Origin of the sequence: Pararhodobacter aggregans (assembly GCF_003075525.1) — a bacterium.
Classification (GTDB): Bacteria; Pseudomonadota; Alphaproteobacteria; order Rhodobacterales; family Rhodobacteraceae; genus Pararhodobacter; species Pararhodobacter aggregans.
In genome coordinates this window covers 154744-179828 of sequence record NZ_QDDR01000007.1, presented here as the reverse complement: position 1 = coordinate 179828, position 25085 = coordinate 154744, and the positions used below count along the sequence as shown (strand labels likewise).

The following is a 25085-nucleotide window of genomic DNA, read 5'->3' as shown; positions in this document are numbered from 1 at the left end:
CGGCGATGTTCTGGACCGTTCTGAAGATCGTCCTGTTCCTGGCGGTGGTGGCGGGCCTCGTCTGGGGCGCCGAGGCGCTGATGACGCAGGAGGCGGGGCTCAGGCTGGCCGTCGGCAATACCGAGTTCACCCTCGGCCCGGTGCAGATGGCCATCGCCGCGCTGCTGCTGCTGGCCGGGCTGTGGCTGCTGATGCGGCTGGTGGGGCTGACCGTCGCCGTCCTGCGCTTCATCAACGGCGACGAGACGGCGATCAGCCGCCATTTCGAACGCAACCGCCGCCGCCGCGGGCTGGAGGCGCTGACTGACGGCTTCATGGCGTTGGCCGCGGGCGAGGGGGAAAAGGCCCTGACCAAGGGCCGCAAGGCCGAGAAGCTGCTGGAAGATCAGGCGCTGACCACGCTGCTGATCGCGCAGGCGGCGCAGGTCAAGGGCAATACCGCCCTGGCCGAGGATTATTACAAGCGCCTGCTGGAGGATGATCGCTCGCGCTTCGTCGGCGTGCAGGGGCTGCTGGCCCAGCAGGTCGAGGCCGGCAATGCCACCAAGGCCCGCAAGCTGGCCGAAACCGCGCTGACCCTGCGCCCCGGCCATGCGCCGACCCAGGACCGGCTTCTGATGCTGCAGAACCAGGCGGGCGACTGGTCCGGCGCGCGCCGCACGCTATTGGAAACCACGCGCTCGGGCCGCCTGCCGAAGCCGGTGTTCAAGCGCCGCGACGCGGTCCTGACCCTGCAACAGGCCGAGGCCGAGGAAGCCGCGGGCAATACCGCGCTGGCGCAGGATCTGGCGATCGAGGCCAACCGCGAATCGCCCGAACTGGTGCCTGCCGCGGTGATGGCCGCGAGGGCGCTCGCTGCGCGCGGCAAGGGACAGGCCGCCGCCAAGCTCATCAAGCGGGCGTGGAAGGCCCAACCGCATCCCGAACTGGCCCAGGCCTTCGCCGCCATCGCCCCTGACGAGGCCCCCTCCACCCGGCTGAAGCGCTTCGAGCCGCTGCTCGCCCTGACCCCGGGGCCCGAGGCGCAGATGACCCGCGCCGAACTGCTGATCGCGGCCGAGGATTTCCCCGCCGCGCGCCGCGCCATGGCCGATCTGCACGAAACCCACCCGACGCAGCGCGTGATGACCATCATGGCCGCCATCGAGCGCGGCGAGGGCTCGCCCGATCAGGTGGTGCGCGGCTGGCTGGCCCGGGCGCTGATCGCGCCGAAGGGCCCGCAATGGGTCTGCGAGAATTGCCACCACGTCCATGCGGGCTGGCACGCGCTCTGCGCCCATTGCGGCGCTTTCGACACGCTGGGCTGGACCGAGACGCCCGACAGCTCCGGCCCCAGCGCCACCGGGACCGAGATGCTGCCGCTGATCGTCGGCGCCCTGCCCGCGGCGGATCTGCCCGAGACGGTCGAGCCCGAACCCGCCCCGGAGCCCGAGGTCGCCGATGTCATCCCGCCCGAACCCGAAAAGGACGATGCCGCCGCCGAGGCCGAGGTGATCGACCTGAACCAGACACGGCGCATGGGCCTGTGATCCCGCAATGCTGCGGGCGAAAAAAGGGGCTGGATACGGCCCCGGCCCGATGCTAAGACCCAGCCACCAGAACGGGGCCCTTCGGCGCCCCGTGCGTGGCACCGGGCCGGTGTAGCTCAGCTGGTAGAGCAACGCATTCGTAATGCGTGGGTCGGGGGTTCGAGTCCCTTCACCGGCACCATCCTTCCCGTCGGTTTCATGATCCTTCCCGCCTCGGCGGCGGCTTTCGCATGCGTTCCGTTCGGGACCGGCCGCGGCGGCCCCCCTGAGGGCACCGGGCGAGGGGGCATTGGTTGCGATCCGGCCGCCCCGCGTCGCACCCCTGTCACAGGTGCCGGGCCAGAGTTTTCGCTGCCATGTACCCCGGGACCGCCGGTCTGCCGCCGGGCCGCGCAGCTGTCATGAAAACTTCACTGGCACCGGATAAATAATTCCACTAATCAGGAATCATGGAAACGACAGATGCCTCCCTCGCCTTCTCGACCCTCGGCCATCCCGACCGGCTGGCGGTGTTCCGCCTGCTCATGCGCTTCGCCCCCCGCGGCGTGCGCCCGACCGAAATGGCCCAGGCGCTGGAGCTGAAGGCCAACACGCTTTCGCATCACCTGGCCGATCTGACCGCGGCCGGGCTGGTCGCGGCCGAACGGCAGGGGCGCAGCCTGTACTACTCGGTCGCGATGGACAGGGCCGAAGCCTTGATCGGCTACCTCGCCCTCGACGTCGGGCGGGGGCGGCCACAGTTCACCGCCCCGATACGGGGTCCGCAGGAGGACCGGATCATGCCGGACAAGACCTTTAACGTGCTCTTCATCTGCTCGGGGAATTCGGCGCGCTCGATCTTCGCCGAGGCGCTGCTGCGCGATCTGGGCGGTCCCCGGTTCCACGCCTATTCGGCCGGCACCAACCCCAACAGCAGCCTGAATCCGGTGGCGTTGCAGGTGCTGGCGCGCAATGACCATGCGGTCGATGGCCTGCGCTCGAAACACATCTCGGAATTCCAGCAGCACGGCGCGCCGGTGATGGATTTCGTCTTCACCGTCTGCGATACGGCCGCGGCCGAGGAATGCCCGCCCTGGCCCGGCCAGCCGATCACCGGCCATTGGGGCGTGCCCGATCCCGCCCGCGCCACCGGCACCGAGGCCGAGAAGGGCATCGTCTTTGCCCGCACCTATGGCGCGCTCCGCCGCCGCATCGCGACCTTCGTCGAGCTGCCGGTCGAGACGCTTGACCGCATGGCGCTGCAGGCCAGCGTCGACGCCCTGTCCCTGACCCAACCGCAGGACTGACCCATGCCCCGCATCGCCCTGAACGGCCTCGGCCGGATCGGCAAACTCGTGCTGCGCGACCTGATCGAGCAGGGAATTGCCGGTGACATCGTGCTGCTGAACGACCCGGCGGGCGATCCCGACCAGCACGCGCTGCTTCTGGAATTCGACAGCGTGCACGGCCGCTGGCCTGCCCGGATCGCCGCCCAACCGGGCGCGCTGACGATCAACGATCACAAGATCCGCCTGACGCAGGAAAAGACGCTCGAGGCGCTGCCGCTCGGCGGCGTGGACATGGTCATCGACTGCACCGGCGTCTTCAAGACGCAGGCGAAACTCGCCCCCTATTTCGCCGCCGGGGTGAAGAAGGTCGTGGTCTCGGCCCCGGTCAAGGAGTCGGGCGCGCTGAACCTCGTCTATGGCATTAACCACGATGGCTACGATCCCGCGCGCCATGACCTCATCACCGCCGCCTCCTGCACGACGAATTGCCTGGCGCCGGTGGTCAAGGTGATCCACGAGGGCCTCGGTATCCGCCACGGCTCGATCACCACGATCCATGACGTGACCAACACCCAGACCATCGTCGACCGCCCCGCCAAGGACATGCGCCGCGCCCGTTCGGCCCTGACCAACCTGATCCCCACGACGACCGGCTCCGCCACAGCGATCACCGTCATCTACCCCGAACTGAAAGGCCGCCTGAACGGCCACGCCGTGCGCGTGCCGCTGCTCAACGCCTCGCTCACCGATTGCGTCTTCGAGGTGGAGCGCGCGACCAGTGCCGACGAGGTCAACGCGCTCTTCCAGATCGCCGCCGACGGGCCGCTCAAGGGCATCCTCGGCTTCGAATCGCGCCCGCTGGTGTCGTCGGATTTCACCAACGACCCGCGTTCGGCGATCATCGACGGGCCCTCGACCATGGTCATCAACGGCACGCAGGTGAAGATCTACGCCTGGTACGACAATGAATGGGGCTATGCCTGCCGTCTGGCAGATATCGCCCGGATGATCGCCGCCAGCCTCTGACCCCTTCTTTGCGCTGCAAATATCCCGGGGGGTCCGGGGGGCTGGCCCCCCGGTTCCCCGGCCCGGACGTGAGAGCCCGCATGAATCCGCTTCGCGCCTATGCCGCCGTCACCGCCGCCTATTGGGCCTTCATGCTCTCGGACGGGGCGCTGAGGATGCTGGTCCTCCTCCAGTTCAACGGGCTGGGCTTCAGCCCGATTCAACTGGCCTGGCTGTTCCTGCTCTACGAACTCGCCGGGATCGTCACCAACCTCTACGCGGGTTTCCTCGCCCAGCGCTTTGGCCTCGCCGCCACGCTCTATGCCGGACTCGCGCTGCAGATCGCCGCGCTGCTGGCGCTGACGCAGCTGGGGCCGGAATGGTCCGTCGCCGCCTCGGTCGGTTTCGTCATGGCGGTGCAGGGGGTTTCCGGCGTGGCCAAGGATCTGGCCAAGATGTCGTCCAAATCCGCCGTCAAGCTTTTGGCGCCCGAGGGCGGCCTCTTTCGCTGGGTGGCGCTGCTCACCGGCTCGAAGAACGCGGTCAAGGGCGCCGGTTTCTTCCTCGGCGCGGCGCTGCTGGCCCTGGCCGGGTTCCAGCCCGCGCTCCATGCCATGGCCGGGGTTCTGGCGCTGATCCTGATCGCCGTCGCGCTCTTCCTGCCCAGGGGCCTGCCCGCCCCCGACAAGGGCGCCAAATTCGCCGGCTGGCGCTCGCCCGATCCGCGGGTGAACCGGCTGTCGCTGGCGCGGCTCTTCCTGTTCGGCGCGCGGGATGTCTGGTTCGTGGTCGGCGTGCCGGTCTATTTCCAGTCGGTCCTGTCGGATGGCACGGACGAGGGCCGCCGCTGGGCCTTCTTCGCCATCGGCGGTTTCCTCGCGCTCTGGATCATCGCCTATGGCGCGGTGCAGGCGCTGGCGCCGCGGCTTCTGCAAGGGGGCGAGCCGCAGGCCAAGGCCCGAAGCTGGGCCGCGCTGCTGGTGCCGATCCCCTTCGCGCTGGCGCTGGCGGCGTGGCTTTCGGGCGGGCCGCAGGATTGGCTGACGGCGGTGCTGGTCCTCGGGCTGCTGGCCTTCGGCTTCGTCTTCGCCGTCAATTCCTCGGTCCATTCCTACCTGATCCTGGCCTTCGGGCAGGCCAGCCGGATCACCCGGGACGTCGGCTTCTACTACATGGCCAACGCCGCCGGGCGGCTCTTGGGGACGCTGCTGTCGGGCGTCAGCTATCAGCTGGGAGGCTTGCCGCTGTGCCTGGCCACGGCGGGGCTGCTGGCCGCCGCGGCCTGGATCGTCACGCGCCGCCTTTGACCACCCGCTGGTCGATGGCGCCGAACAGCGGCGTGCCGTCGGGCAAGGCCGCCTCCATCCGAACCCGGTCGCCGAAGGCCATGAAGGGCGTCCGCGGCGCGCCGTGATCGACGATCTCCATCCCGCGCCGCTCGGCGATGCAGGAGGAGCCGACCTCGCGGTAATTCTGGTTGGCCACGGTGCCCGAGCCGATCACCGTCCCCGCTACCAGCTTGCGGGAATAGGCGGCATGCGCCACCAGATCGTCAAAACCGCAGCCCATGTCGACGCCATTGGCCGCGCCGAACCGCGCGCCGTTCCAGTCGATCAGCAGGTCCAGCGCGATCCGCGCCTCGGCCCAGGCCGGTCCCAGCTCATCCGGCGTGACCGCGACCGGCGCCATGGAGGAGGCGGGCTTTGCATGGATCCAGCCGAAGCCGGTCCGCATCTCGACCGGCGCGATGCGGCGCAGCGACCAGTCGTTGATCTGCACCAGCAGCCGGATGTGGCGCCGCGCTTCGGCCGGGTTCACCCCCATCGGCACGGCGTCGGTGATGATGCCGAACTCGCCCTCGAAATCGATCCAGTCGTCTTCGGAAGGCAGCGGCACATCCTCGGCCCCCGCCAGGAATTCATGCGACATGCCCTGATACATCAGGGGCTTGCCCTGACTGTCGATGGGAGCGGCCTTGAAGGCCTGCATCATCAGCTCGGCATGCGCGGCAAAGGCCGAGCCGTCCAGCCATTGCCAGGCCCGGGGCAGGGGGGCGAGCGCCGCGGCCGGGTCGAAGGCCACGCCGCCGCCCGCGTTCAGCGCGCCATATTCGGCCTCCAGCGCCGGGGCGAGGGCTTCCCATCCCTCCAGCGCCGCTTGCAGCGTGGTGCAGGCCTTGGCCGGAGCGCAGCGGCTCAGGTCGCGGCTGACCAGATGCAGGCGGCCGTCCTTGCTGCCGTCCGGCAGGGTGGCGAATTTCATGATGGTTCCTCCCAATCGTCCCGGGCGGCACTGTCGCGGGCTTTCGCTGCCTCGGCAAGGGGTGAGGCGCAGACGATCGGACAATCGGGCAGACGATCAGGCGCGCTGGATCATTTGCCGCACCGCCTCCATCTTGGCGACGACCGGCGGTGTCAGGACGAAGGGATAGAAGGTCTCGTGCCCCATCGCCTGATTGACGGCGTTGAGCGCGACCGACAGCGCCGCCCAGGCCTCGGCCAGCCGTGCCATCGGCAGGGCGGCCAGATCCGCCAGGTCGAGCGGCAGATCCCCCGGCACCAGCCGGAAGGCCCGCGCCGTTTCCAGCCCGTCGAGCAGATGCATCACATGCGCCCAGGTCTCGGCGAAATCCTCCCAAGGGTGGGACGAGGCATAGGCCGAGATAAAGTGCTGCGACCAGTCCGGGGGCGGCCCGTCGCGGTAATGCGCCTCGAGCGCGGCGGCGTAATCCTGCCGCTCGTCGCCGAAGACCGCGCGCAGGGCGTCGAGGCGCGCGGGCTCGCCCCCGGTCAGCACCTGCCAGTAATGATGCGCGACCTCGTGGCGGAAATGGCCGGTCAGGGTGCGGTAGGGCTCGCCCAGCGACTGGCGGATCGCGGCGCGTTCGGCATCGTCGGCCTCGGCGATGTTGAGGGTGATGGTGCCGTTGTCATGGCCGGTCATCACCTTGGGCGCATCGGAGGCCAGCGGATCGCCCTTCAGCTCGAAGACCGGGGCGGGTTGGCCCTGCGCATCGGTCAGCGGCAGTCGCAGGTGATGCAGCGCGCGGATCACCGGGCGCTTGGCGGCCTCCAGCCGGGCCCAGCGCTCGGCATTGCCGGCGACGGTCAGGTCGGGCACGATCAGCGTATGCTGGCAGGACAGGCACAGCCCGTCCGGGCTTTCGCCAGCCCAGTTGCAGCCGATCGCCTCGCGGTTGGCGCAGAACCCGTCGCCATCGGTCGAGGGCAGGAACCCCCGCCCCGGGGCATAGACCAGCGCCGTGCCGCAGCTCAGGCAGGCGGTATTGGCGAAAAAGACCTCGTGGCCACACGAGGGACAATCGAAACGACGCATGACAAGCCCTTGAGAGATCGGGTTAGGGTGCCAGTTAACCCGTGAAGGGGCGAGAGGTTTCATCTGCCCCTGAGGACGTGATGCCGATGCCAGCCGATGCCACCCGCCTTCTGACCCTGCGGCCCGAGGGCCTCTATTGTCCAGAGGGCGATTTCCATATCGACCCGACGCGCCCGGTCGCCCGCGCGCTGATCACCCACGGCCATGCCGACCATGCCCGGGCCGGGCATGGCGCGGTGCTGGCCTCGGCCCAGACGCTGGACATCATGGCGATCCGCTATGGCGAGGGCTTCGCGGGCACCCGGCAAGTGGCCGAGGGGACGGTCACGCTGGGGGGCGTCGAGGTGCGGTTTCATCCGGCGGGCCATGTGCTGGGCTCGTGCCAGATCGAGGTCCGGGCGGGCGGCGTCAACGCGGTCGTCTCGGGCGATTATTCCCGGGTGCCGAACCCGGCCTGCGCCCCCTTCGAGCCGGTGCCCTGCGACCTTTTCGTGACCGAGGCCACCTTCGCCCTGCCGGTCTTTCACCACCCTCCGCCGGGCGAGGAAATCGCCCGGCTGCTGGCCTCGGTTCAGGCCTTCCCCGAGCGCGCGCATCTGATCGGCGCCTATGCGCTGGGCAAGGCGCAGCGGGTCATCATGCTGCTGCGGCAGGCGGGCCATGACGCGCCGATCTATATCCACGGCGCCCTGCAGCGGCTCTGCGACTACCATCTGGAGCAGGGGATCCCGCTGGGCGACCTGCGCCCCGCGACCATGGACAAGGCCGAGGCGAAGGCGCTGCGCGGTGCCGTGGTCATCGCGCCCCCCTCGGCCTTCGCCAGCCCCTGGGTGCAGCGTTTCGCCGATCCGGTGATCGCCTTCGCCTCGGGCTGGATGCAGATCCGCGCCCGGGCCCGCCAGCGCGGGGTGGAGCTGCCGCTGGTCATCTCGGACCATGTGGATTGGCCGGACCTGACCCGCACCCTGCGCGAGCTGAACCCCGGGGAGTTCTGGATCACCCACGGCCGCGACGACGCGCTGATGCGCTGGGCCGACCTGGAACAGCGCCGCGCCAAGCCGCTGCATCTGGTGGGCTACGAGGACGAGGTCGAATGAAAGCCTTCGCCGATCTCCTCGAACGCCTCGCCTTCACCCCCGGGCGCAACGCCAAGCTGGCGTTGTTGGAGCGGTTTTTCCACGAGGTGCCGGACCCCGACCGCGGCTATGCCCTTGCCGTGCTGACCGGCGGGCTGGAGACAGGGCAGGCGAAACCGGCGCTGTTGCGGGCGCTGGTGGCGGAGCGGGTCGATGCCGAGTTGTTCGCGATGTCCTACGATTTCGTCGGCGATCTGGCCGAGACCATCGCGCTGATCTGGCCTGCCCGGGGCCCCGAGCGCGACGTACCCCTGACCGAGGTGGTCGAAGGGCTGGCGCGGGCGGGCAAGGCCGAGGTTCCGGGTCTGATGGCCCGCTGGCTCGATGCGCTGGGCCCGTCCGAGCGGTTGGCGCTGATAAAACTGGTGACGGGTGGCCTGCGCGTCGGCATCTCGGCCCGGCTGGCGCTGACCGGCCTCGCCCGCATCGGCACCGTCCCGGTCGAAGAGATCGGCGAGCTTTGGGCCGGGTTCACGCCGCCCTACGCGCCCCTCTTCGCCTGGCTTGAGGGCGGCCCCCGCCCCGAAATCACCGCCCGCGCCCCCTTCCGGCCCGTCATGCTGTCGACGCCGCTCACCGAGCCCGACCTCGCCACCCTCGACCCCGCCGATTTCGCCGCCGAATGGAAATGGGACGGGATCCGCGTGCAGGCGGTGGCCGAGGGCGGCACCGCCCGGCTCTATACCCGCACGGGCGAGGATATCTCGGCCGCCTTCCCCGAGATCACCGCCGGGCTGCGGTTCGACGGTGCGCTCGACGGCGAATTGCTGGTCCGGCGGGGCGAGGAGGTGGCGCCCTTCGCCGATCTGCAAAAACGCCTCGGCCGCAAGGCGCCCGGCAAGGCGATGCTCGCCTCGCATCCCGCCGCGCTCAGGCTCTACGATATCCTGATCTGGCAGGGCGAGGATCTGCGCCCGCTGCCCTGGTCCCAGCGCCGCCCCCGGTTGGAGGCCGCCGTCGCCACCCTCGACCCCGCCCGTTTCGACGCCTCGCCCCGGCTTGCCTTTGCCGATTGGGAGGCTCTGGCGGCGCTCAGGGCCGATCCGCCCGCCGCGGTGATCGAAGGGGTGATGCTGAAACGGCTCGAGTCTGCCTATGTTGCCGGGCGGCCCCGGGGCCCCTGGTTCAAATGGAAGCGCGAGCCGATGGTGGTGGATGCGGTGATCCTTTACGCCCAGCGGGGCCATGGCAAACGCTCGGGCTTCTATTCCGATTTCACCTTCGGCCTGTGGGACGGGGACCGGCTGGTGCCCGTGGGCAAGGCTTATTCCGGCTTCACGGATGAGGAGTTGGGCAAGCTCGACCGTTTCGTCCGCGCCCATACCATCGACCGTTTCGGCCCGGTCCGGTCCCTGAAACCGGCGCTGGTGGTCGAGGTGGCGTTCGAGGGGCTGAACCGCTCCCCCCGCCACAAGTCGGGCGTCGCCATGCGCTTTCCCCGGATCAGCCGCATCCGCTGGGACAAGCCGGCCGAGGAGGCCGACCGCCTGACCGCGCTGACCGATATTCTGGACGGGGCCGGCGCATGATCCTGCCCGACAGGTTCCGCGACTGGTTCGCCGCGCGCGGCTGGGCGCCCCATGCGCATCAACTGGCGCTGCTGGAGGCCCGGGGCGACACCCTGCTCATCGCCCCCACCGGCGGCGGCAAGACGCTCGCCGGGTTCCTGCCCTCGCTGGTCGATCTGGCGGGCGGCGGCACCGGGCTGCACACGCTCTACCTGTCGCCCCTTAAGGCGCTGACCGCCGACATCGCCCGCAACCTCGCCGCGCCGGTGGGCGAGATGGGCCTGCCCATCCGTATCGAGGACCGGACCGGCGACACCTCCAGCACCAAGCGGGCGCGCCAGCGGGTCGATCCGCCGAACATCCTGCTGACCACGCCGGAATCGCTGGCCCTGCTGACCTCCTACCCCGAGGCGCCGAAGATCTTCAAAGACCTCAAGCGCGTGGTGGTGGACGAGATCCACGCCCTGGCGGAATCGAAACGCGGCGACCAGACCATGCTGGGCATCGCCCGGCTGCGGACCCTGTCCCCGGGGCTGACCGTGACCGGCCTTTCCGCCACCGTCGCCGACCCTGAGGGCCTCGCCGCCTTCATGGGCGGCGCCACGGTGCTGCGCGCCGATCCCGGGCCCGCCGCGGACATCGCCCTGCTGCCGACCAGCGCCCCGGCGCCCTGGGCCGGGGGCAACGCCCATTACGCGGTGCCCGATGTGATGGCCGCCGTCGAAAAGGCGCGGATGACGCTGATCTTCGTCAACACCCGCGCGCAGGCGGAACTCTTCTTCCAGCAGCTCTGGGAGCATAACCCGCAGAACCTGCCCATCGGCCTGCACCACGGATCCTTGGCGCGCGAGGCCCGGCAGCGGGTGGAGCAGGCGATGGCGGCGGGGGCCCTGCGTGCGGTGGTCTGCACCGGCTCGCTCGATCTGGGCATCGACTGGGGCGATGTGGATCTGGTGTTGCAGGTCGGCGCACCGAAGCTGGTCACGCGGCTGGTGCAGCGGATCGGCCGGTCGAACCACCGCTACGACGCGCCCTCCCGCGCGCGCCTCGTGCCCGCCAACCGCTTCGAGGTGATCGAAAGCGTCGTCGCGCTGGAGGCGGTGAATACGGGCGATCTGGACGGCGAAAGGCGCGGGCCGGGGCCCTTGGACGTGCTCTGCCAGCACATCCTGCTCACCGCCTGCGCCGGTCCCTTCGAAGCCGACGCGCTCTATCACGAGTTCCGCAGCGCCGGCCCCTACCGCACCCTGACCCGCGCCGATTTCGACGCCTGCCTCGATTTCTGCGCCACCGGCGGCTATGCGCTGAAGGCCTATGACCGCTGGCAACGGCTGATGCTGCGGGGCGGCCTCTGGTATCTGCGCGACCCCCGCGTCGCGAAGCTGATCCGCCTCAACATCGGCACCATCACCGACCCCGAGCATCTGAACGTCCGCATGGCCCGCTCGCGCGGCGGTGCCCCCCTCGGCACGGTCGAGGAGAGTTTCGCCGCGTCCCTCGAACCCGGCGACACCTTCCTGATCGGCGGCAAGGTCGTCGCCTTCGAGCGCCTGCGCGAGATGGTGGTGGAGGTCGGCCACGCCGCCCGCAAACAGCCGCGCATCGCCGTCTTCAGCGGGGTGAAGATGGCGAGTTCGCTGCAGGTCTCGCACCGCATTCAGGCGCTGATCGGCGACCCCGGGCGCTGGGACGTGCTGCCCCCCGACCTGCGCGATTGGCTGGAGACGCAGCGCCGCCTCTCGGTCCTGCCGCGCCCCGGGGTGCTGGCTTGCGAGACGTTCCCGCGCGGCGACCGCTGGCATTTCACGCTCTACGGTTTCGCGGGGCGGAACGCGCACCAGACCCTCGGCCTGCTGCTGACCCGGCAGATGGAGGCGCTGGGCCTCGGCCCGCTGGGCTTTGTCCCGACTGACCATGCGCTGATGATCTGGTCGGTCGACCCCCTGACCGACCCCGCCCGCTTGCTGAACGCCGGGGCGCTGCGCGAGGGGCTGGACGGCTGGCTGTCCGGCAATTCGCTCATCAAGCGGAGCTTCCGCAATGTGGCGACCATCGCCGGGCTGATGCAGCGCAATCTGCCGGGGCAGCGGCGGTCCGGCAAGCAGGCGACCTTTTCCTCGGACATCATCCATGACACCCTGCGGCGGCACGACCCCGACCATCTTCTGCTGCGGATCACCCGTGACGAGGCGCGGCGGGGGCTGGTGGATTTCGACCGGATCGAGGATATGCTGCGCTCCAACCCCTTGATAGATCACGCGCTTGCGCCGCATGTGACGCCCTTGTCCGCGCCCCTGATCCTGGAGATCGGCAAGGTCTCGGTCGAGGGCGAGGGCCGCGAGCGGCTGATGGCGCGCGAGGCCGAGCGGCTGATGCAGGAGGCGGGGCTGGCATGACCCATCCGCTGTCTTTCGCGGGGCAGGGGTTCGAGGCCCGGCCGGCCGGCACCCTCTGGTGGCCCGCAAGGCGGACGCTGATCGTCGCCGACCTGCATCTGGGCAAATCCGCGACCATGGCGGCGCGCGGCGGCGCGCTGCTGCCCCCGCACGAGGACGAGGATACGCTGTCGCGGCTGGAGGCGGAGCTGGCGGCGCTGCCGGTCGTCCGCGTCCTGTCGCTGGGCGACGCTTTCGAGGATGACCGCGCGCCCGAGGCGCTGAGCGCCCCGAACCGGGCGCGGCTGGCGGCGATGGCGCGGGGCCGGGTCTGGGTCTGGATCACCGGCAACCACGATGGCGGGGCGCTGCCGGGGCTGGGCGAGACTGTTTCGGAAATCCACGAAGAAGGCATCGCCTTTCGCCATATCGCGGGCGAGGGGCCGGACATCAGCGGCCATTACCACCCCAAGGCGCGGCTGGCCGGGCGCAGCCGGCCCGCGTTCCTCTGGGGGCGGGCGCATCTGATCCTGCCCGCCTTCGGCACCTATACCGGCGGCCTCGATTGCGAGGCGCCGCCGCTGGCCGATCTGGTCGGTCCGGGGCTGGCGCTGCTGACCGGCACGCGGGTCATGGCCCGGCCGCTCACCCCCGGCACGAGGCGGCGGGCATGAGCGGCGGCTGGCTCAACGCCCTGCCGCGGCTGGCGATGCGGGTCGCGGTGCGCATGTATCAGGAGGTCATCAGCGACCAGATCGGCCTGCTGGCCGCCGGCATCGCCTTTTACGCGCTGCTGGCGATCTTTCCCGCCATGGCCTCGGTGCTGGCGATCCTCGGCATCTTCTTTTCCGCGGCCGAGATCACCGGCCCGGTCGAAACCGCGACCGCCGCCATCCCGCCCAGCGCCGCAAGCCTGATCCGCGAGCAGGCCTCCAGCATCGTCGCCGCCGACCACAGCGCGCTGGGCGTCACCGCCGCCGTGGGCCTGATCGCGGCGCTCTATGCCACGGCGCGCGGCATGCGGCACCTGATCCAGGGCCTGAACGTGGCTTTCAACCAGACCGAGACGCGCGGCATCGTCAGGCGCTGGCTGGCGATCATCCTGCTGGCGGTCTTCGTCATCGGCGGGGCGCTGCTGGGCATGGCCGCCATCGCGGTGATCCCGGTGCTGCTGGCGCTCTTTCCCGAAGCGGTGCAGGCGCAGAGCATCGTCTCGGTGATCCGCTGGGTTGCGCTCTTCTCGATCAGCACGGCGGGGATCGCGGTGATCTACCGCTTCGGTCCGAACCGGCAGCGGCGCAGCTGGCATTGGACGCTGCCGGGGGCGGTGGTGGCCTGCCTGCTGTGGGTCATCGCTTCGGCCGGGTTCTCGCTCTATGCCGAGAATTTCGCCAGCTACCAGCGCAGTTTCGGCGCGCTGACCGGGGTGATCGTGTTGCTGACCTGGCTCTGGCTCTCGGTCTATGTGCTGCTGCTCGGCGCCGAACTGAACGCGGCGCTGGAGGCGGTGTTTCACGGCGAGCGCAAACGCAGGGCGGGCGCGCCCGAAGGTGCGCCCGCCGAGTCAGTGCCCCGGGATTGAGGCTCAGAAGGTCAGGACGCGGTGGACGCCCAGATCCGGCGTCTCGTCCTTCGACAGGTTGGCCTTCAGCACCTCGAAGCCGAATTTCACCGGATTGCCGGTGCTGCCCCAGAGCGCGGCATCGGCCAGATCGAGGCGCAGCATGGTCAGCATCGGGTCCTCCTTGCCGCCCTTGAACCAGGCGGCGGCGACGGGGGACCAGTACTCGTCCAGCCTGGCGCGGTCCAGATCCTCGGTCAGGTGCCCGGCGAGGCAGGCGTCGAACCCGTGCTTTTCGTCCATGACGCAGAAATGCGCCCGGGCGCCCGGGGACAGGCTGCGCACGAGGTCGGTGTCCTTCGAAGTCAGGAACCACAGCCGGTTCTGCGGCCAGTCGGCGAAATGGGTCATCGGCTGCATGTGCTGGGCAGAGCCCTGCACCCCCAGCATTCCGGCACGGACCTTTTCCAGCCCTTTCTCCAGAGCGTGGCGCGGGTCTTCGGTGATGGCGGCATAGGCGTTCATCGCATCGTCCTTTCGGTTGGCGTTTCGCTGTTGTCAGGAAAACGCGCCACCCTGCCGCCTGTTCCCCTCAGGCCCCGTCGCGCGCCGCCTCGATCCGCTGGCGGTCGGTTTCGGTGTCCTGGGGCGAGGGCGGGGTCCAGCCGCGCTCGTGCCGCTCGCGGAAGGCACCCAGCGCGGCGCCGGGCTCCATCACCTCGTTCATCTCGCGCACCTTCTGCACATAGGCGGGGTTCTGGGTCTCGGGGATCTCCGGATCCCAGACCTGCGCCAGTTCATAAAGCGCGTGGCGGTCGGCCTTGACGAAGGCCCGCGCCAGCCGCTCGGCCTCGAACGGATGCATGCCCAGCGCCTCGTAGGACGAACGCCCGGCCCGTACCGAGGAATCGAAGGTCTCGCGGATCACGTCCCGGCAGCCGGCGTTGTACAGCTCGTAGACATGGTGCCGGTCGCGGGCCCGGGCGATGATGTGGACATGCGGGTGGTTCTGGGAGACGTGATGCACGATCGCCACCGCCTGCGCCGGGTCGTCGATGGCGATGACGAGGAGCGTCGCCTCCTCGATCCCCGCCGCATGCAAGAGGTCCGGGCGCGAGGCATCGCCGTAATAGACGTTGAAGCCGAAGACCCTGAGCATGTCGAGCTGCGCCGCCGAATGGTCCAGCACCGTCGTCTTGTAGCCCGCCGCCAGCAGCATCCGGTTGACGATGCCGCCGAAGCGCCCGTGCCCGGCGATGATCGCGGTGCCCTTTTCGGTGATCTCGTCATCCTCGCGGACGACCGGGCGGTCGAAGGCGGGCCGGATCACCCGTTCGTACAGGATGAACAGCCCCGGGGTCAGCATCATCGACAAGGTGATGATGAGGTTGAGCCTTGGCGCCATCGTCTCGGGCAGGACCAGGTTGGACACCGCGAACGAGCTCAGCACGAAGCCGAATTCCCCCGCCTGCGCCAGCCCCAGACCGAAGAGGAACTTCTCGGACCCCCTGAGCGCGAAGATCCGGGCGAGGATCAGCAGCACCAGCGCCTTGGCCGCAATGACAGCGAATGTCAGGCCCAGGATCGGGAACAGGTCGTCCCACAGCATCTGGAAATTGATCGCCGCGCCGACGGTCATGAAGAACAGACCCAGCAGCAGCCCGCGGAACGGGTCGATGTCCGATTCCAGCTCGTGCCGGTATTCGCTGTTGGCCAGCACCACACCCGCGAGGAACGTGCCCAGCGCGGGCGAGAGGCCCACCAGCGTCATCAGAAGCGCGATGCCGACCACGAACATCAGCGCGGTGGCCACGAAGATCTCGCGCAGCCGGGCCTTGGCGATGTAGCGAAACAGCGGACGGGTCAGGAACATGCCGCCGGCGATGACCAGCGCAATCGCCCCGGCCGTGACCAGCGCCGCCTGCCAGCCCGCCAGATCCGCGACCAGCGACATTCCCGCGCCGTGCCCGTCCTCGGCCCCGGCGTGATGCGCCCCGGGCATCGCCAGCAGCGGCACCAGCGCCAGAATCGGGATCACGGCGATGTCCTGAAACAGCAGGACCGAGAAACTCGCCTGCCCGCCGTCGCCCCTGAGGAGCCCCTTCTCGGCCAGCGTCTGCAACACGATGGCGGTCGAGGACATGGCCAGGATCAGCCCGACCGCCACGGCGATCCGCCAATCCATCTGAAAGGCGATCAGCACGCCCGCGATCAGCGCGGCCGTCAGCCCCACCTGCAATCCGCCCAGCCCCAGCAGGCGGTTGCGCATTTCCCACAGGCGTTTCGGCTCCAGTTCCAGCCCGACGAGGAACAGCATCATCACCACGCCGAATTCGGCGAAATGCTGGATCGAGACGACATCCACCTCCAGCAGCAGCAGGATCGGGCTCAGCGCGATCCCGGCGATCAGGTAGCCCAGGACCGAGCCCAGCCCCAGCGCGGTGGCGATGGGGACCGCGGCGACCCCGGCGATCAGGAACAGGAAGGCGAGCAGCAGGAAATCCGACATCAGTTGATCCCCATCAGCGGCAGCGTGTCATGGGTGAGAATATCGGCGCTCTCCGCCGCGCGCAGGTCCAGCCGTTCGTCCCTGAGCGCCGTCATCAGCCTGAGGAAGCCCAGCGCATGCGCCTCGGGCTCGGTCTTGAGGGCGCCGTGCAGGACATAGGGTGCCAGAAAGCGCATCTGCGCCAGCCGCGCCGCCTGTTCGAAGGGCGTCAGGAAGGTCCGCAGTTCGTAATGCTGGTAACCCTCGGCGCCGTAGGCCTCCTGCGGGCCGCCGGTGGTCACCGCCAGCATCAGCAGCTTGCCCTTCAGCCGGTCGCCGCCCCGCCCATAGGCGAAGCCATGCTCCCAGACCAGATCCAGCCATTCCTTGACCAGCGCCGGGCAGGAATACCAGAACAGCGGGAATTGCAGGACGATCACGTCATGGGCTAGCAGCCGCTGCTGTTCGTCCTCGATGTCGATATCGTAGCGGGGATATTCCGCATAGAGGTCCAGCGAGGTGATCCCTTCCAGCCCGCGGACCCGCTTCAGCATGGCGCTGTTGGCGCTCGAGGTTCCGGGGCTGGGATGGGCGGCGTAATGCAGCAGACGGGCCATGGCGGCTCCTTGCGGGGAATGCCCTAATCTGAGGCGGATTGCCGGCGGCGGCAATGGCGTCCTTGTGGGGCGCTTGTGCAGGAAAGTGCATCAGCAGAACAAACAACTTGCACATCAGGCGCATATTTGCACTATATCGCACAGCGGCGGCGCGAGTCTGCGCCCCGGCCCGGGAGGGGGCCGTGCCCGCGCGGGAGGATTTTGATGAACGAGAACGCAGCCGTCTATTTCGTAGACCGCCACGTGACCGAAGGACGCGCCGCCAGGACCGCCTTTCGCGAGGCCGATGGCGCGAAGCGCAGCCTGAGCTATGGCGATCTGGCCGCGCAATCGGCGGTCTTCGCCGGGGCGCTGGGCCGCCACGGCGTGCGGCGCGAGGAACGGATCGCGATGATCGTCCGCGACCAGATCGAATTTCCGGTGGTCTTCTGGGGCGCGCTGAAGGCGGGCGCCATCCCGGTGCCGCTGAACACGCTCCTTTCGGCCTCGGTCTACGAGGCGATCCTGAACGACAGCCGCGCCTCGATCCTCGTGGTATCCGAACAGCTGTGGGAAACGGTGAAACCCGCCGTGGACGGCAACCGCTTCCTGCGGGCCGTGGTGGTGATCGGCGCCAAGCAGGAATGCGGCACCGAATGCGTCAGCTACACCGATTTCGTCGCCGGGGCCGAGCCGGTCGAAACGGTCGAGACCCATGGCGATGAGCTGGCCTTCTGGCTCTATTCCTCGGGCTCGACCGGCGTGCCGAAGGGCGTGCGCCACATCCATTCCAGCCTGAAGGCCACGGTCGATACCTTCGGCAATCAGGTGCTGGGCATCCGCGAGGATGATACGGTGTTCAGCGCGGCGAAGATGTTCTTCGCCTATGGGCTGGGCAATGCCATGTCCTTCCCGATGTCGGCGGGCGCGACCACGGTGATCTTCGCCGGACGCCCCACCCCGGACGCGGTGTTCGAGATCCTCGCACAGGAAAAGCCGACGATCTTCTGCGGCGTGCCGACCCTCTATGCCGCGCTGGTGGCCGAGCAGGAGAAGATGGGCACGCCGCCCGTCCATTCCCTGCGGCTCTGCACCTCGGCCGGCGAGGCCCTGCCGCGCGACATCGGCGAGCGCTGGGAAAAGCTCTGGGCGGCCGAGATCGTCGATGGCGTGGGCTCGACCGAGATGCTGCACATCTTCCTGTCGAACCGCCCGGGCGACATCGTCTATGGCACCTCGGGCGTGGCGGTGCCGGGCTATGAGGTGCGGCTGGTCGACGAACACGATCAGGACGTGCCCGAGGGCGAGGTCGGCGAGCTGCTGGTCCGCGGTCCGTCCAGTGCCGAGGGCTACTGGAACCGGCGATCGAAGAGCATGAGCACCTTTCAGGGGCACTGGACCCGCACCGGCGACAAATACGAGCGCACCCGGGACGGCCGCTTCGTCTATTGCGGGCGCACGGATGACATGTTCAAGGTCTCGGGCATCTGGGTCGGCCCGTTCGAGGTCGAACAGGCGCTGGTCGAATATCCCGGCATTCTGGAGGCCGCCGTCGTCGCCCGCGCCGATGACAAGGACCTCGTCAAGCCCGCCGCTTTCGTCGTGCTGAAAGAGGGCGCCACGCTCGATCCCGAGGCGCTCAAGGACCACATCAAGGGAAAGATCGGCATGTGGAAATATCCCCGTTGGGTCACCGTGGTGGACGAATTGCCCAAGACCGCGACCGGCAAGATCCAGCGCTTCAAGCTGCGGGATGCGGAGGTTGTGGCATGATCGACTGGAACGCGGGCAAAGGCTGGCTGACGGCAGGCGGCAAGCGGCTGGAATGGGCCTGCTGGGGTCAGCGCGACGCGGGCCCGGTGATCGTTCTGCTGCACGAGGGGCTGGGGTGTCTGGCGCTCTGGCGGGACTTTCCTGAAGCGCTGGCACGGGCCACCGGCCTCGGCGTCTTTGCCTTCTCCCGCGCCAATTACGGCCAGTCCGATGCGGGCGATCTGCCTTTCCCCATCGACTACATGACCCGGCAGGCCAGGGACGTCCTGCCCGAGGTTCTGGACCAGATCGGCGCGGCCCATTACCTGCTGATGGGCCATTCCGACGGCGCCACCATCGCCGCCGAATACGCCGGCCGGGTCGAGGATTTCCGCGTCCGCGGCATCGTCCTGATGGCGCCGCATGTCTTCACGGAACCCATGGGTCTGGCGGAGATCGCCCGCGCCGGTGCGGCCTTCGGGCCCGAGATGGCGGCCAGGATGGGCAAGTACCATCGCGACCCGGAAGCCACCTTCCGCGGCTGGAACGACGCCTGGCTGAACCCCGATTTCGCCGCCTGGGACGTGAGCGAGGTCATCGACTACCTGCGCGTGCCGGCGTTGGTCATTCAGGGTGTGGACGACCAATACGGCACCATGAAGCAGGTGGCGGAATTCGAGACGCGCTCTTACGCGCCGGTCGACGTGCTGGCGCTGGAGGATTGCCGCCACTCGCCGCAATTCGACCAGCCCGGGGCGGTGCTGGACGCGGTGCGCTTCTTCACCGCCCGCCTGATGGCGCATGAGGCCGCGCAGCCCGAGGGCGTGTGACCCCGCTGCCCCCCGCGCCGCATCTGCCGGGCCGCAACCCGCGCCCGGATCCGGCAATCTTTGCCCATGCCCTCGCGGGTCTTGAGGCGCTCTCGCCCGAGGCTCTGGCCCTCAGCCCCGCCTTTCAGGGCGGGCTTTCGGCCTTTCGCGCTGGCTATTACTGGGAAGCGCATGAATTCTGGGAAGGGATCTGGTCCGCCCTGCCGCAGGCTTCCGCCGAGCGGGAACTCATGCGGGGCCTGATCCAGCTGGCCAACGCCGGGTTGAAGCGCCGCATGGGTCGCGAGGCAGCCGCTGTCCGCATCCTGCCGCTGGCCGAGGCTGCCCTGCGCGAAGGGTTCCGGCGCGGCGGTGAGTCGGTCATGGGGCTGGATCGGCGGCAGGTTGCCGAGCTTGAGGCTCGCATTCGGGCGGAAAATGCACTATAGTGCAAAAATACGGCTGATGGCGGTGGAAATATTTTGCACTTCGGCCGCCGAATCGGCAAAATAGGTATTTACCGCTTACCATGTCGGCATTATTGTGCATCGCAACCAAGGCTGCCGACGGACCCCAGGGAGGATTCCAGTGACCAAGCGCATCAACTTCCAGACCGAGCCGTCCCAGTACCGCCATTGGCGCGTGGACTATGACGGCGCCGTGGCCAACCTGACCATGGACGTGGACGAGAACGGCGGGCTCTTCGACGGCTACCAGCTGAAGCTGAACAGCTACGATCTGGGCGTCGACATCGAACTGGCCGACGTGGTGCAGCGGATGCGCTTCGAACACCCCGAGGTGAAGGTGGTGGTCATGCGCTCGGGCAAGGACAAGGTGTTCTGCGCCGGGGCCAACATCCGCATGCTGGGCGGCGCGACCCATGCGCACAAGGTCAACTTCTGCAAATTCACCAACGAGACCCGCAACACCTTCGAGGCGGCCGAGGCCGACTCGGGCCAGAAATACGTCGCCGCCGTGAAGGGCGCCTGCGCGGGCGGCGGCTATGAGCTGGCGCTGGCCTGCAACCACATCATGCTGGTCGATGACAGCGCCTCGTCCGTGTCGCTGCCGGAGGTGCCGCTGCTGGCGGTGCTGCCCGGCACCGGCGGCCTGACCCGCGTCACCGACAAGCGCAAGGTGCGCCGCGATCTCGCCGATATCTTCTGCTCGCTGGAAGAAGGCATCAAGGGCAAGCGCGCCAAGGACTGGCGGCTGGTGGACGAGGTGGTCGCCACCTCGAAATTCGACGAAACCGTCGCCCAGCGCGCGCAGGAATTCGCCGCGGCCTCGGACAAGGCGACGGGTCAGGGCATCGCGCTGACCCCGCTGAAAAAGACCGTCGATGAGAATGGCTCGATCCATTATTCGCTGGTCGAGGTCGAAGTGGACCGCGAGGGCCGCAAGGCGACGATCACCCTGAACGGCCCCGACCGCGACGTGCCCGCCTCGGTCGAGGCGCTGGTGGCCGAGGGCGACCAGTCGTGGATGCTGCGCCTCGCCCGGGAATTCGACGACGCGATCCTGGAGCTGCGCCTCAACGAGATGGAGCTGGGTCTGGTCGTGTTCCGCACGCAAGGCGACGCCGAGGCCGTGCTGGCGCATGAAGCCTTCCTGCTGGAACACAAGGACCACTGGCTGGGCCGCGAGATCCTGCAATACTGGAAGCGCGTGCTGAAGCGGGTCGACGTGACCTCGCGCTCGCTGGTCGCGCTGGTCGAGAACGGCTCTTGCTATGCCGGTTTCCTGGCGGAACTGCTCTGGGCCTCGGACCGCAGCTACATGATGGAAGGCGAGTTCGAGGGCGACAACCGCCCGGTCGCCACCGTCACCCTGTCCGAAGGCAACTTCGGCCCCTTCCCGATGGGCAATGACCTGACCCGCCTGCAAACCCGCTTCCTGGGCGAGCCCGAGGCGGTCGGCGCGCTGCAGGCCCGGATCGGCGAGGCGATGGAATCGGACGACGCGATGGAGGCGGGCCTTGTCACCGAAGCCTTCGACGACATCGACTGGGACGACGAGATCCGCATCTTCATGGAAGAGCGCGCCTCGTTCAGCCCGGATGCGATGACCGGCATGGAAGCCAACCTGCGCTTCGCCGGCCCCGAGACGATGGAGACCCGGATCTTCGGTCGCCTGACCGCCTGGCAGAACTGGATCTTCAACCGCCCCAACGCCACCGGCAAGGACGGTGCGCTGCAGCGCTACGGCACCGGCGTGCGCGGCGATTACAACATGCAGCGCGTGTGACCGGCATGGTGCGTGCGAGCACGCACCCTACAGACGCAACATCGTAGGGTGCGTGCTTGCACGCACCACCCCCTCGGAGGAGAACCCATGATCGACCTCATCAACGTCAGCTACGACACCCAGATCCCCAACAACGTGGGTCTCTCGAACGACAAGCGCGTGCTCAAGGCGCTGGAGAAATGGCACCCCGGGTACATCAACTGGTGGAATGACCTGATCCCGCAGAACTTCCAGAAGTCGATGGTCTACCTGCGCACCGCCGTGTCGGTCGACCCCAAGGGCTGGGCCAAGTTCGACTATGTGAAGATGCCGGAATACCGCTGGGGCATCCTGCTGGCCCCGCAGGTCGAGGGGCGCGTGATCCCCTGTGGCGAACACGCGGGCCAGCCCGCCTGGCAGGAAGTCCCCGGCGAATACCGCAACATGCTCAAGCGCCTCATCGTCATCCAGGGCGATACCGAGCCCGGCTCGGTCGAGCAGCAGCGCTTCCTCGGCCTGACCGCGCCGTCCCTCTATGACATGCGCAACCTGTTCCAGGTGAACGTCGAGGAGGGCCGCCACCTCTGGGCCATGGTCTATCTGCTGCAGAAATACTTCGGCAAGGACGGCCGGGAAGAGGCTGATGACCTGCTGGTCCGCTCCTCGGGCTCGGAAGAAGCGCCGCGCATGCTGGGCGCCTTCAACGAAGAAACGCCGGACTGGCTGTCCTTCTTCATGTTCACCTATTTCACCGACCGCGACGGCAAGATGCAGCTGGAATCGCTCGCACAATCGGGCTTCGACCCGCTGTCGCGCACCTGCCGCTTCATGCTGACCGAGGAAGCGCACCACATGTTCGTGGGCGAGACCGGGGTCGGCCGGGTGATCGAACGCACTTGTCAGGTGATGGCCGAGAACGGCATCGACGACCCCTTCGAGATCGACCGCATCCGGGCCCTCGGCGTGATCGACCTGCCGACGATCCAGAAGAAGCTGAACCTGCACTATACGCTGTCCCTGGATCTGTTCGGCCAGGAAGTCTCGACCAACGCCGCCAACGCGTTCAACGCCGGGGTCAAGGGCCGCTACATGGAGCACCGCCTGACCGACGACCACCAGCTGAAGGGCGACACCTATCCGGTCTGGGATTTCGTCGACGGCAAGCTGATCCGCCACGAGGTTCCGGCCCTGACTGCGATCAACATGCGCCTGCGCGACGATTACACCCGCGACGCGGCGGGCGGGGTCGGCCGCTGGAACAAGATCATCGAGAAATCGGGGATCCAGTTCGAGCTGAAGCTGCCGCACGAGAGCTTCCACCGCCAGATCGGTGTCTTCAAGGGCAAGGCCTTCGACCCGGACGGGAACCTGCTGTCGGGCGCCGAGTACGACGCGCAGCGCGACAACTGGCTGCCGACCCGCGCCGATGGCGATTTCATCCAGTCGCTGATGAAGCCCTGCTACGAGCCCGGCAAATTCGCCGGCTGGATCGCGCCGCCGAAAGTGGGGATCGACAACAAGCCCGGCGACTTCGAATATGTGAAGCTGCACATGGCGTGAGCCGCGGCGCGGGCGATGGTGGGGTGAAACTCCACCCTACGCCTGCCGCGCTGCTCGCCCGCGACGACGAAGGGCGGGGGCCCTCGGCCCCTGCCTGCCAGCCCGGCAAACGGAAGGGAGGTCCCGATGCCCGTTGAACGTTCCGCCCTGCAAGCCCCGCGCCCACCCCGCAGCGATGCCGCCTGCCTCGGCTGCGCCGATTGCGCCGGCCTGTGCTGGAGCCTTCTCGAACTGAGCCGTCTGCCCGAGACGGTGCTGCATCCCCGGACACACCGCGCATGAACAAGCCCCTGAAACAGCATCTGATCGACCCGGAAATCTGCATCCGCTGCTACACCTGCGAGATGACCTGCCCGGTCGAGGCGATCACCCATGACGACAACAACGTCGTGGTCGATGCCGAAAAATGCGATTTCTGCATGGATTGCATTCCGGTCTGCCCAACGGGGTCCATCGACGAATGGCGCGTGGTCGAAACCCCCTATTCGCTGGACGAGCAATTCGGCTGGCAGGAATTGCCCGCGCAGGCGGAGATCGGCAGCTCGTCGGGCGTCGAGGCGCTGGACGACGCGATGGAGGCCTTGCTGGCCGAGGCCCACAAGGGCGCGGGCGGCAAGTCGAAGGCTCCGGCGACGGCCACCAAGCCCACCGTGAACCTCTATAACCTCGGCAAGCCCGCCACCGCCAAGGTCACCGGCAATTTCCGCCTGACCAGCGGCGAATCCGGCTCGGACGTGCGCCATATCATCCTCGATTTCGGCGCCCAGCCGATGCCGGTGCTCGAAGGCCAGTCCATCGGCATCATCCCGCCCGGCACGGATGCCGAGGGCAAGCCGCACCTGCCGCGGCTCTATTCCGTCAGCTCGCCGCGCGATGGCGAGCGGCCGAATTTCAACAACCTCTCGCTCACCGTGAAGCGCGAGGTGCAGGGGCTTTGTTCCAACTATGTCTGCGATCTGAAGATCGGCGACGAGGTGAAGGTCACCGGCCCCTTTGGCGCCACCTTCCTCATGCCCGAGGACAGCGCGGCGCGGATGCTGATGATCTGCACCGGCACCGGATCGGCCCCGTTCCGCGCCTTCACCATGCGCCGCCAGCGGGCGCAAGCGGGCGGCAGCGGCGACATGATCATGTTCTTCGGCGCCCGCACCCCCGATTCGCTGCCCTATTTCGGCCCGCTCAACAAAGTGCCCGAGCGGCTGCTGAAGAAGCATCTGGTCTTCAGCCGGATCCCGGGGGTCGACAAGGAATACGTGCAGGACCGCATGATGGTCGAACAGGAGGCCGTCGCCAACCTGCTGGCCGATCCGCAGACGCATATCTACATCTGCGGGCTGCGCGGGATGGAGCAGGGCGTCGAGCTGGCCTTCAAGAACATCGCCGAATCCACGGGCCTGGCCTGGGAAGCCACCCGCGACGCGATGCGCGATGAAGGCCGCTACCACGTCGAGACCTATTGATGCCCTACCGGCACGAGATCCGCATCGCCTGGGGCGATTGCGACCCGGCAAAGATCGTCTACACCGCGCGCATTCCGGGTTTCGCGCTCGATGCGATCAACGGCTGGTGGGAGCATCACCTGGGCGGCGGCTGGTTCCAGATGGATCTGGACCGCGACCTGGGCACGCCCTTCGTGCATATGGCGCTCGATTTCCTGGCCCCGATGACGCCGCGCCACCGGCTGATCTGCGAGGTGGCGCCGACAAGGCTGGGCGAGACCTCGATCGACTGGCGCGTCGGCGGGTATCAGGACGGGGTGCATTGCTTCGAGGGGCGCTTCACCTGCGTCTTCGTCAAGGCCAGCGTCTTTGCCAAGGAACCGCCCCCGGCCGAGATCCGCGCGCTGATCCTCGGCCAGATCGAAGCCCCGGCAGGATAATGCACTGACCGGCCGCGATCATCGGATGCCTATTGTTCGGGCTTCCGGCATCGCCTA

At 68.3% G+C, this 25085-nt stretch carries 22 protein-coding genes and 1 tRNA gene; 18 read left to right on the top strand and 5 right to left on the bottom strand.

Annotation, left to right across the window (positions count from 1 at the left end; all coding sequences use genetic code 11):
- The first annotated feature begins 5 nt into the window (after window positions 1–5).
- The 5 genes from DDE23_RS14455 (at window position 6) to arsJ (ending at window position 5109) form a co-directional block, all read left to right on the top strand.
- On the top strand, window positions 6–1529 hold the full coding sequence (locus DDE23_RS14455) for a heme biosynthesis protein HemY (protein ID WP_107752451.1): 1524 nt from the start codon (window positions 6–8) through the stop codon (window positions 1527–1529).
- Window positions 1530–1634: 105 nt separating this feature from the next.
- Window positions 1635–1710 (top strand) — tRNA-Thr (locus tag DDE23_RS14450).
- Between the two features lie 268 nt (window positions 1711–1978).
- Window positions 1979–2815 carry a metalloregulator ArsR/SmtB family transcription factor gene (locus tag DDE23_RS14445; RefSeq protein ID WP_107752450.1) on the top strand — a complete coding sequence of 279 codons (837 nt, stop codon included), beginning with the start codon at window positions 1979–1981 and terminating at the stop codon, window positions 2813–2815.
- A gap of 3 nt (window positions 2816–2818) precedes the next feature.
- Window positions 2819–3823 (top strand): ArsJ-associated glyceraldehyde-3-phosphate dehydrogenase, encoded by a 1005-nt coding sequence (locus DDE23_RS14440; RefSeq protein WP_107752449.1) that lies wholly within the window; start codon window positions 2819–2821, stop codon window positions 3821–3823.
- A gap of 80 nt (window positions 3824–3903) precedes the next feature.
- Window positions 3904–5109, top strand: coding sequence for an organoarsenical effux MFS transporter ArsJ (arsJ, locus tag DDE23_RS14435; protein ID WP_107752448.1), 1206 nt, complete (start codon window positions 3904–3906; stop codon window positions 5107–5109).
- Here arsJ and DDE23_RS14430 read toward each other — a convergent pair.
- Together DDE23_RS14430 and DDE23_RS14425 are read right to left on the bottom strand one after the other, a co-directional pair.
- Window positions 5093–6064, bottom strand: a complete 972-nt coding sequence (locus DDE23_RS14430) for a fumarylacetoacetate hydrolase family protein (RefSeq protein WP_107752447.1) — start codon at window positions 6062–6064, stop codon at window positions 5093–5095. The genes arsJ and DDE23_RS14430 overlap by 17 nt on opposite strands.
- A gap of 96 nt (window positions 6065–6160) precedes the next feature.
- The gene (locus DDE23_RS14425) at window positions 6161–7138 is read right to left on the bottom strand and encodes a zinc-binding metallopeptidase family protein (protein WP_107752446.1); all 978 of its coding nucleotides are present in this window, start codon (window positions 7136–7138) and stop codon (window positions 6161–6163) included.
- Between the two features lie 86 nt (window positions 7139–7224).
- Between DDE23_RS14425 and DDE23_RS14420 the strand changes: the two genes are divergently transcribed.
- Genes DDE23_RS14420 through DDE23_RS14400 form a run of 5 tightly spaced genes read left to right on the top strand, consistent with a single transcriptional unit; the run spans window position 7225 to window position 13739 of the window.
- Window positions 7225–8235 (top strand): ligase-associated DNA damage response exonuclease, encoded by a 1011-nt coding sequence (locus tag DDE23_RS14420; protein ID WP_107752550.1) that lies wholly within the window; start codon window positions 7225–7227, stop codon window positions 8233–8235.
- Window positions 8232–9803: a cisplatin damage response ATP-dependent DNA ligase gene (locus DDE23_RS14415; protein WP_107752445.1), complete on the top strand. Its 1572-nt coding sequence runs from the start codon at window positions 8232–8234 to the stop codon at window positions 9801–9803. The genes DDE23_RS14420 and DDE23_RS14415 overlap by 4 nt, the downstream gene beginning before the upstream one ends.
- A complete protein-coding gene (locus tag DDE23_RS14410; RefSeq protein WP_107752444.1) occupies window positions 9800–12178 on the top strand; it encodes a ligase-associated DNA damage response DEXH box helicase in 2379 nt (792 codons plus the stop codon). Before DDE23_RS14415 ends, DDE23_RS14410 begins: the two co-directional genes overlap by 4 nt.
- Complete coding sequence (pdeM, locus tag DDE23_RS14405; RefSeq protein WP_107752443.1) at window positions 12175–12831, top strand: ligase-associated DNA damage response endonuclease PdeM; 657 nt, start codon at window positions 12175–12177, stop codon at window positions 12829–12831. Before DDE23_RS14410 ends, pdeM begins: the two co-directional genes overlap by 4 nt.
- Window positions 12828–13739 (top strand): YihY/virulence factor BrkB family protein, encoded by a 912-nt coding sequence (locus DDE23_RS14400; protein ID WP_107752442.1) that lies wholly within the window; start codon window positions 12828–12830, stop codon window positions 13737–13739. Before pdeM ends, DDE23_RS14400 begins: the two co-directional genes overlap by 4 nt.
- Window positions 13740–13742: 3 nt before the next feature.
- On the opposite strand, the gene DDE23_RS14395 is transcribed toward DDE23_RS14400, so the two are convergent.
- The 3 genes from DDE23_RS14395 to DDE23_RS14385 all read right to left on the bottom strand — a co-directional run bounded on the left by DDE23_RS14395 (window position 13743) and on the right by DDE23_RS14385 (window position 16823).
- Window positions 13743–14243 (bottom strand): pyridoxamine 5'-phosphate oxidase family protein, encoded by a 501-nt coding sequence (locus DDE23_RS14395; RefSeq protein WP_107752441.1) that lies wholly within the window; start codon window positions 14241–14243, stop codon window positions 13743–13745.
- Window positions 14244–14310: 67 nt separating this feature from the next.
- Entirely contained in the window at window positions 14311–16227 is a 1917-nt protein-coding gene (locus DDE23_RS14390; RefSeq protein WP_107752440.1) for a cation:proton antiporter domain-containing protein, read from the bottom strand.
- On the bottom strand, window positions 16227–16823 hold the full coding sequence (locus DDE23_RS14385; protein WP_107752439.1) for an NAD(P)H-dependent oxidoreductase: 597 nt from the start codon (window positions 16821–16823) through the stop codon (window positions 16227–16229). Before DDE23_RS14385 ends, DDE23_RS14390 begins: the two co-directional genes overlap by 1 nt.
- Before the next feature lie 204 nt (window positions 16824–17027).
- Here DDE23_RS14385 and DDE23_RS14380 point away from each other — a divergent pair, with 204 nt between their 5' ends.
- From DDE23_RS14380 to DDE23_RS14350, 8 genes are all read left to right on the top strand, one after another.
- Window positions 17028–18575 (top strand): benzoate-CoA ligase family protein, encoded by a 1548-nt coding sequence (locus tag DDE23_RS14380; protein ID WP_107752438.1) that lies wholly within the window; start codon window positions 17028–17030, stop codon window positions 18573–18575.
- Window positions 18572–19384 (top strand): alpha/beta fold hydrolase, encoded by an 813-nt coding sequence (locus tag DDE23_RS14375; RefSeq protein WP_107752437.1) that lies wholly within the window; start codon window positions 18572–18574, stop codon window positions 19382–19384. Before DDE23_RS14380 ends, DDE23_RS14375 begins: the two co-directional genes overlap by 4 nt.
- Window positions 19381–19812, top strand: a complete 432-nt coding sequence (locus tag DDE23_RS14370) for a DUF309 domain-containing protein (RefSeq protein ID WP_107752436.1) — start codon at window positions 19381–19383, stop codon at window positions 19810–19812. The genes DDE23_RS14375 and DDE23_RS14370 overlap by 4 nt, the downstream gene beginning before the upstream one ends.
- A 139-nt stretch (window positions 19813–19951) precedes the next feature.
- The gene (gene boxC, locus DDE23_RS14365) at window positions 19952–21610 is read left to right on the top strand and encodes a 2,3-epoxybenzoyl-CoA dihydrolase (protein WP_107752435.1); all 1659 of its coding nucleotides are present in this window, start codon (window positions 19952–19954) and stop codon (window positions 21608–21610) included.
- A gap of 87 nt (window positions 21611–21697) precedes the next feature.
- The gene (gene boxB, locus DDE23_RS14360) at window positions 21698–23149 is read left to right on the top strand and encodes a benzoyl-CoA 2,3-epoxidase subunit BoxB (RefSeq protein ID WP_107752434.1); all 1452 of its coding nucleotides are present in this window, start codon (window positions 21698–21700) and stop codon (window positions 23147–23149) included.
- A 126-nt stretch (window positions 23150–23275) separates the two neighbouring features.
- Window positions 23276–23431 (top strand): hypothetical protein, encoded by a 156-nt coding sequence (locus DDE23_RS25130; protein ID WP_157958038.1) that lies wholly within the window; start codon window positions 23276–23278, stop codon window positions 23429–23431.
- Window positions 23428–24609 (top strand): benzoyl-CoA 2,3-epoxidase subunit BoxA, encoded by a 1182-nt coding sequence (gene boxA / locus DDE23_RS14355; protein ID WP_107752433.1) that lies wholly within the window; start codon window positions 23428–23430, stop codon window positions 24607–24609. Before DDE23_RS25130 ends, boxA begins: the two co-directional genes overlap by 4 nt.
- Window positions 24609–25028, top strand: coding sequence for an acyl-CoA thioesterase (locus DDE23_RS14350; protein WP_107752432.1), 420 nt, complete (start codon window positions 24609–24611; stop codon window positions 25026–25028). Before boxA ends, DDE23_RS14350 begins: the two co-directional genes overlap by 1 nt.
- Window positions 25029–25085 lie beyond the last annotated feature (57 nt).

Excerpts from the sequence above, each read along its gene's own strand:
- DDE23_RS14455 (WP_107752451.1), top strand. The coding sequence starts at position 6 with ATGTTCTGGACCGTTCTGAAGATCGTCCTGTTCCTGGCGGTGGTGGCG.
- DDE23_RS14445 (WP_107752450.1), top strand. The coding sequence starts at position 1,979 with ATGGAAACGACAGATGCCTCCCTCGCCTTCTCGACCCTCGGCCATCCC.
- DDE23_RS14440 (WP_107752449.1), top strand. The coding sequence starts at position 2,819 with ATGCCCCGCATCGCCCTGAACGGCCTCGGCCGGATCGGCAAACTCGTG.
- arsJ (WP_107752448.1), top strand. The coding sequence starts at position 3,904 with ATGAATCCGCTTCGCGCCTATGCCGCCGTCACCGCCGCCTATTGGGCC.
- DDE23_RS14430 (WP_107752447.1), bottom strand. The coding sequence starts at position 6,064 with ATGAAATTCGCCACCCTGCCGGACGGCAGCAAGGACGGCCGCCTGCAT.
- DDE23_RS14425 (WP_107752446.1), bottom strand. The coding sequence starts at position 7,138 with ATGCGTCGTTTCGATTGTCCCTCGTGTGGCCACGAGGTCTTTTTCGCC.
- DDE23_RS14420 (WP_107752550.1), top strand. The coding sequence starts at position 7,225 with ATGCCAGCCGATGCCACCCGCCTTCTGACCCTGCGGCCCGAGGGCCTC.
- DDE23_RS14415 (WP_107752445.1), top strand. The coding sequence starts at position 8,232 with ATGAAAGCCTTCGCCGATCTCCTCGAACGCCTCGCCTTCACCCCCGGG.
- DDE23_RS14410 (WP_107752444.1), top strand. The coding sequence starts at position 9,800 with ATGATCCTGCCCGACAGGTTCCGCGACTGGTTCGCCGCGCGCGGCTGG.
- pdeM (WP_107752443.1), top strand. The coding sequence starts at position 12,175 with ATGACCCATCCGCTGTCTTTCGCGGGGCAGGGGTTCGAGGCCCGGCCG.
- DDE23_RS14400 (WP_107752442.1), top strand. The coding sequence starts at position 12,828 with ATGAGCGGCGGCTGGCTCAACGCCCTGCCGCGGCTGGCGATGCGGGTC.
- DDE23_RS14395 (WP_107752441.1), bottom strand. The coding sequence starts at position 14,243 with ATGAACGCCTATGCCGCCATCACCGAAGACCCGCGCCACGCTCTGGAG.
- DDE23_RS14390 (WP_107752440.1), bottom strand. The coding sequence starts at position 16,227 with ATGTCGGATTTCCTGCTGCTCGCCTTCCTGTTCCTGATCGCCGGGGTC.
- DDE23_RS14385 (WP_107752439.1), bottom strand. The coding sequence starts at position 16,823 with ATGGCCCGTCTGCTGCATTACGCCGCCCATCCCAGCCCCGGAACCTCG.
- DDE23_RS14380 (WP_107752438.1), top strand. The coding sequence starts at position 17,028 with ATGAACGAGAACGCAGCCGTCTATTTCGTAGACCGCCACGTGACCGAA.
- DDE23_RS14375 (WP_107752437.1), top strand. The coding sequence starts at position 18,572 with ATGATCGACTGGAACGCGGGCAAAGGCTGGCTGACGGCAGGCGGCAAG.
- boxB (WP_107752434.1), top strand. The coding sequence starts at position 21,698 with ATGATCGACCTCATCAACGTCAGCTACGACACCCAGATCCCCAACAAC.
- DDE23_RS25130 (WP_157958038.1), top strand. The coding sequence starts at position 23,276 with ATGCCCGTTGAACGTTCCGCCCTGCAAGCCCCGCGCCCACCCCGCAGC.
- boxA (WP_107752433.1), top strand. The coding sequence starts at position 23,428 with ATGAACAAGCCCCTGAAACAGCATCTGATCGACCCGGAAATCTGCATC.
- DDE23_RS14350 (WP_107752432.1), top strand. The coding sequence starts at position 24,609 with ATGCCCTACCGGCACGAGATCCGCATCGCCTGGGGCGATTGCGACCCG.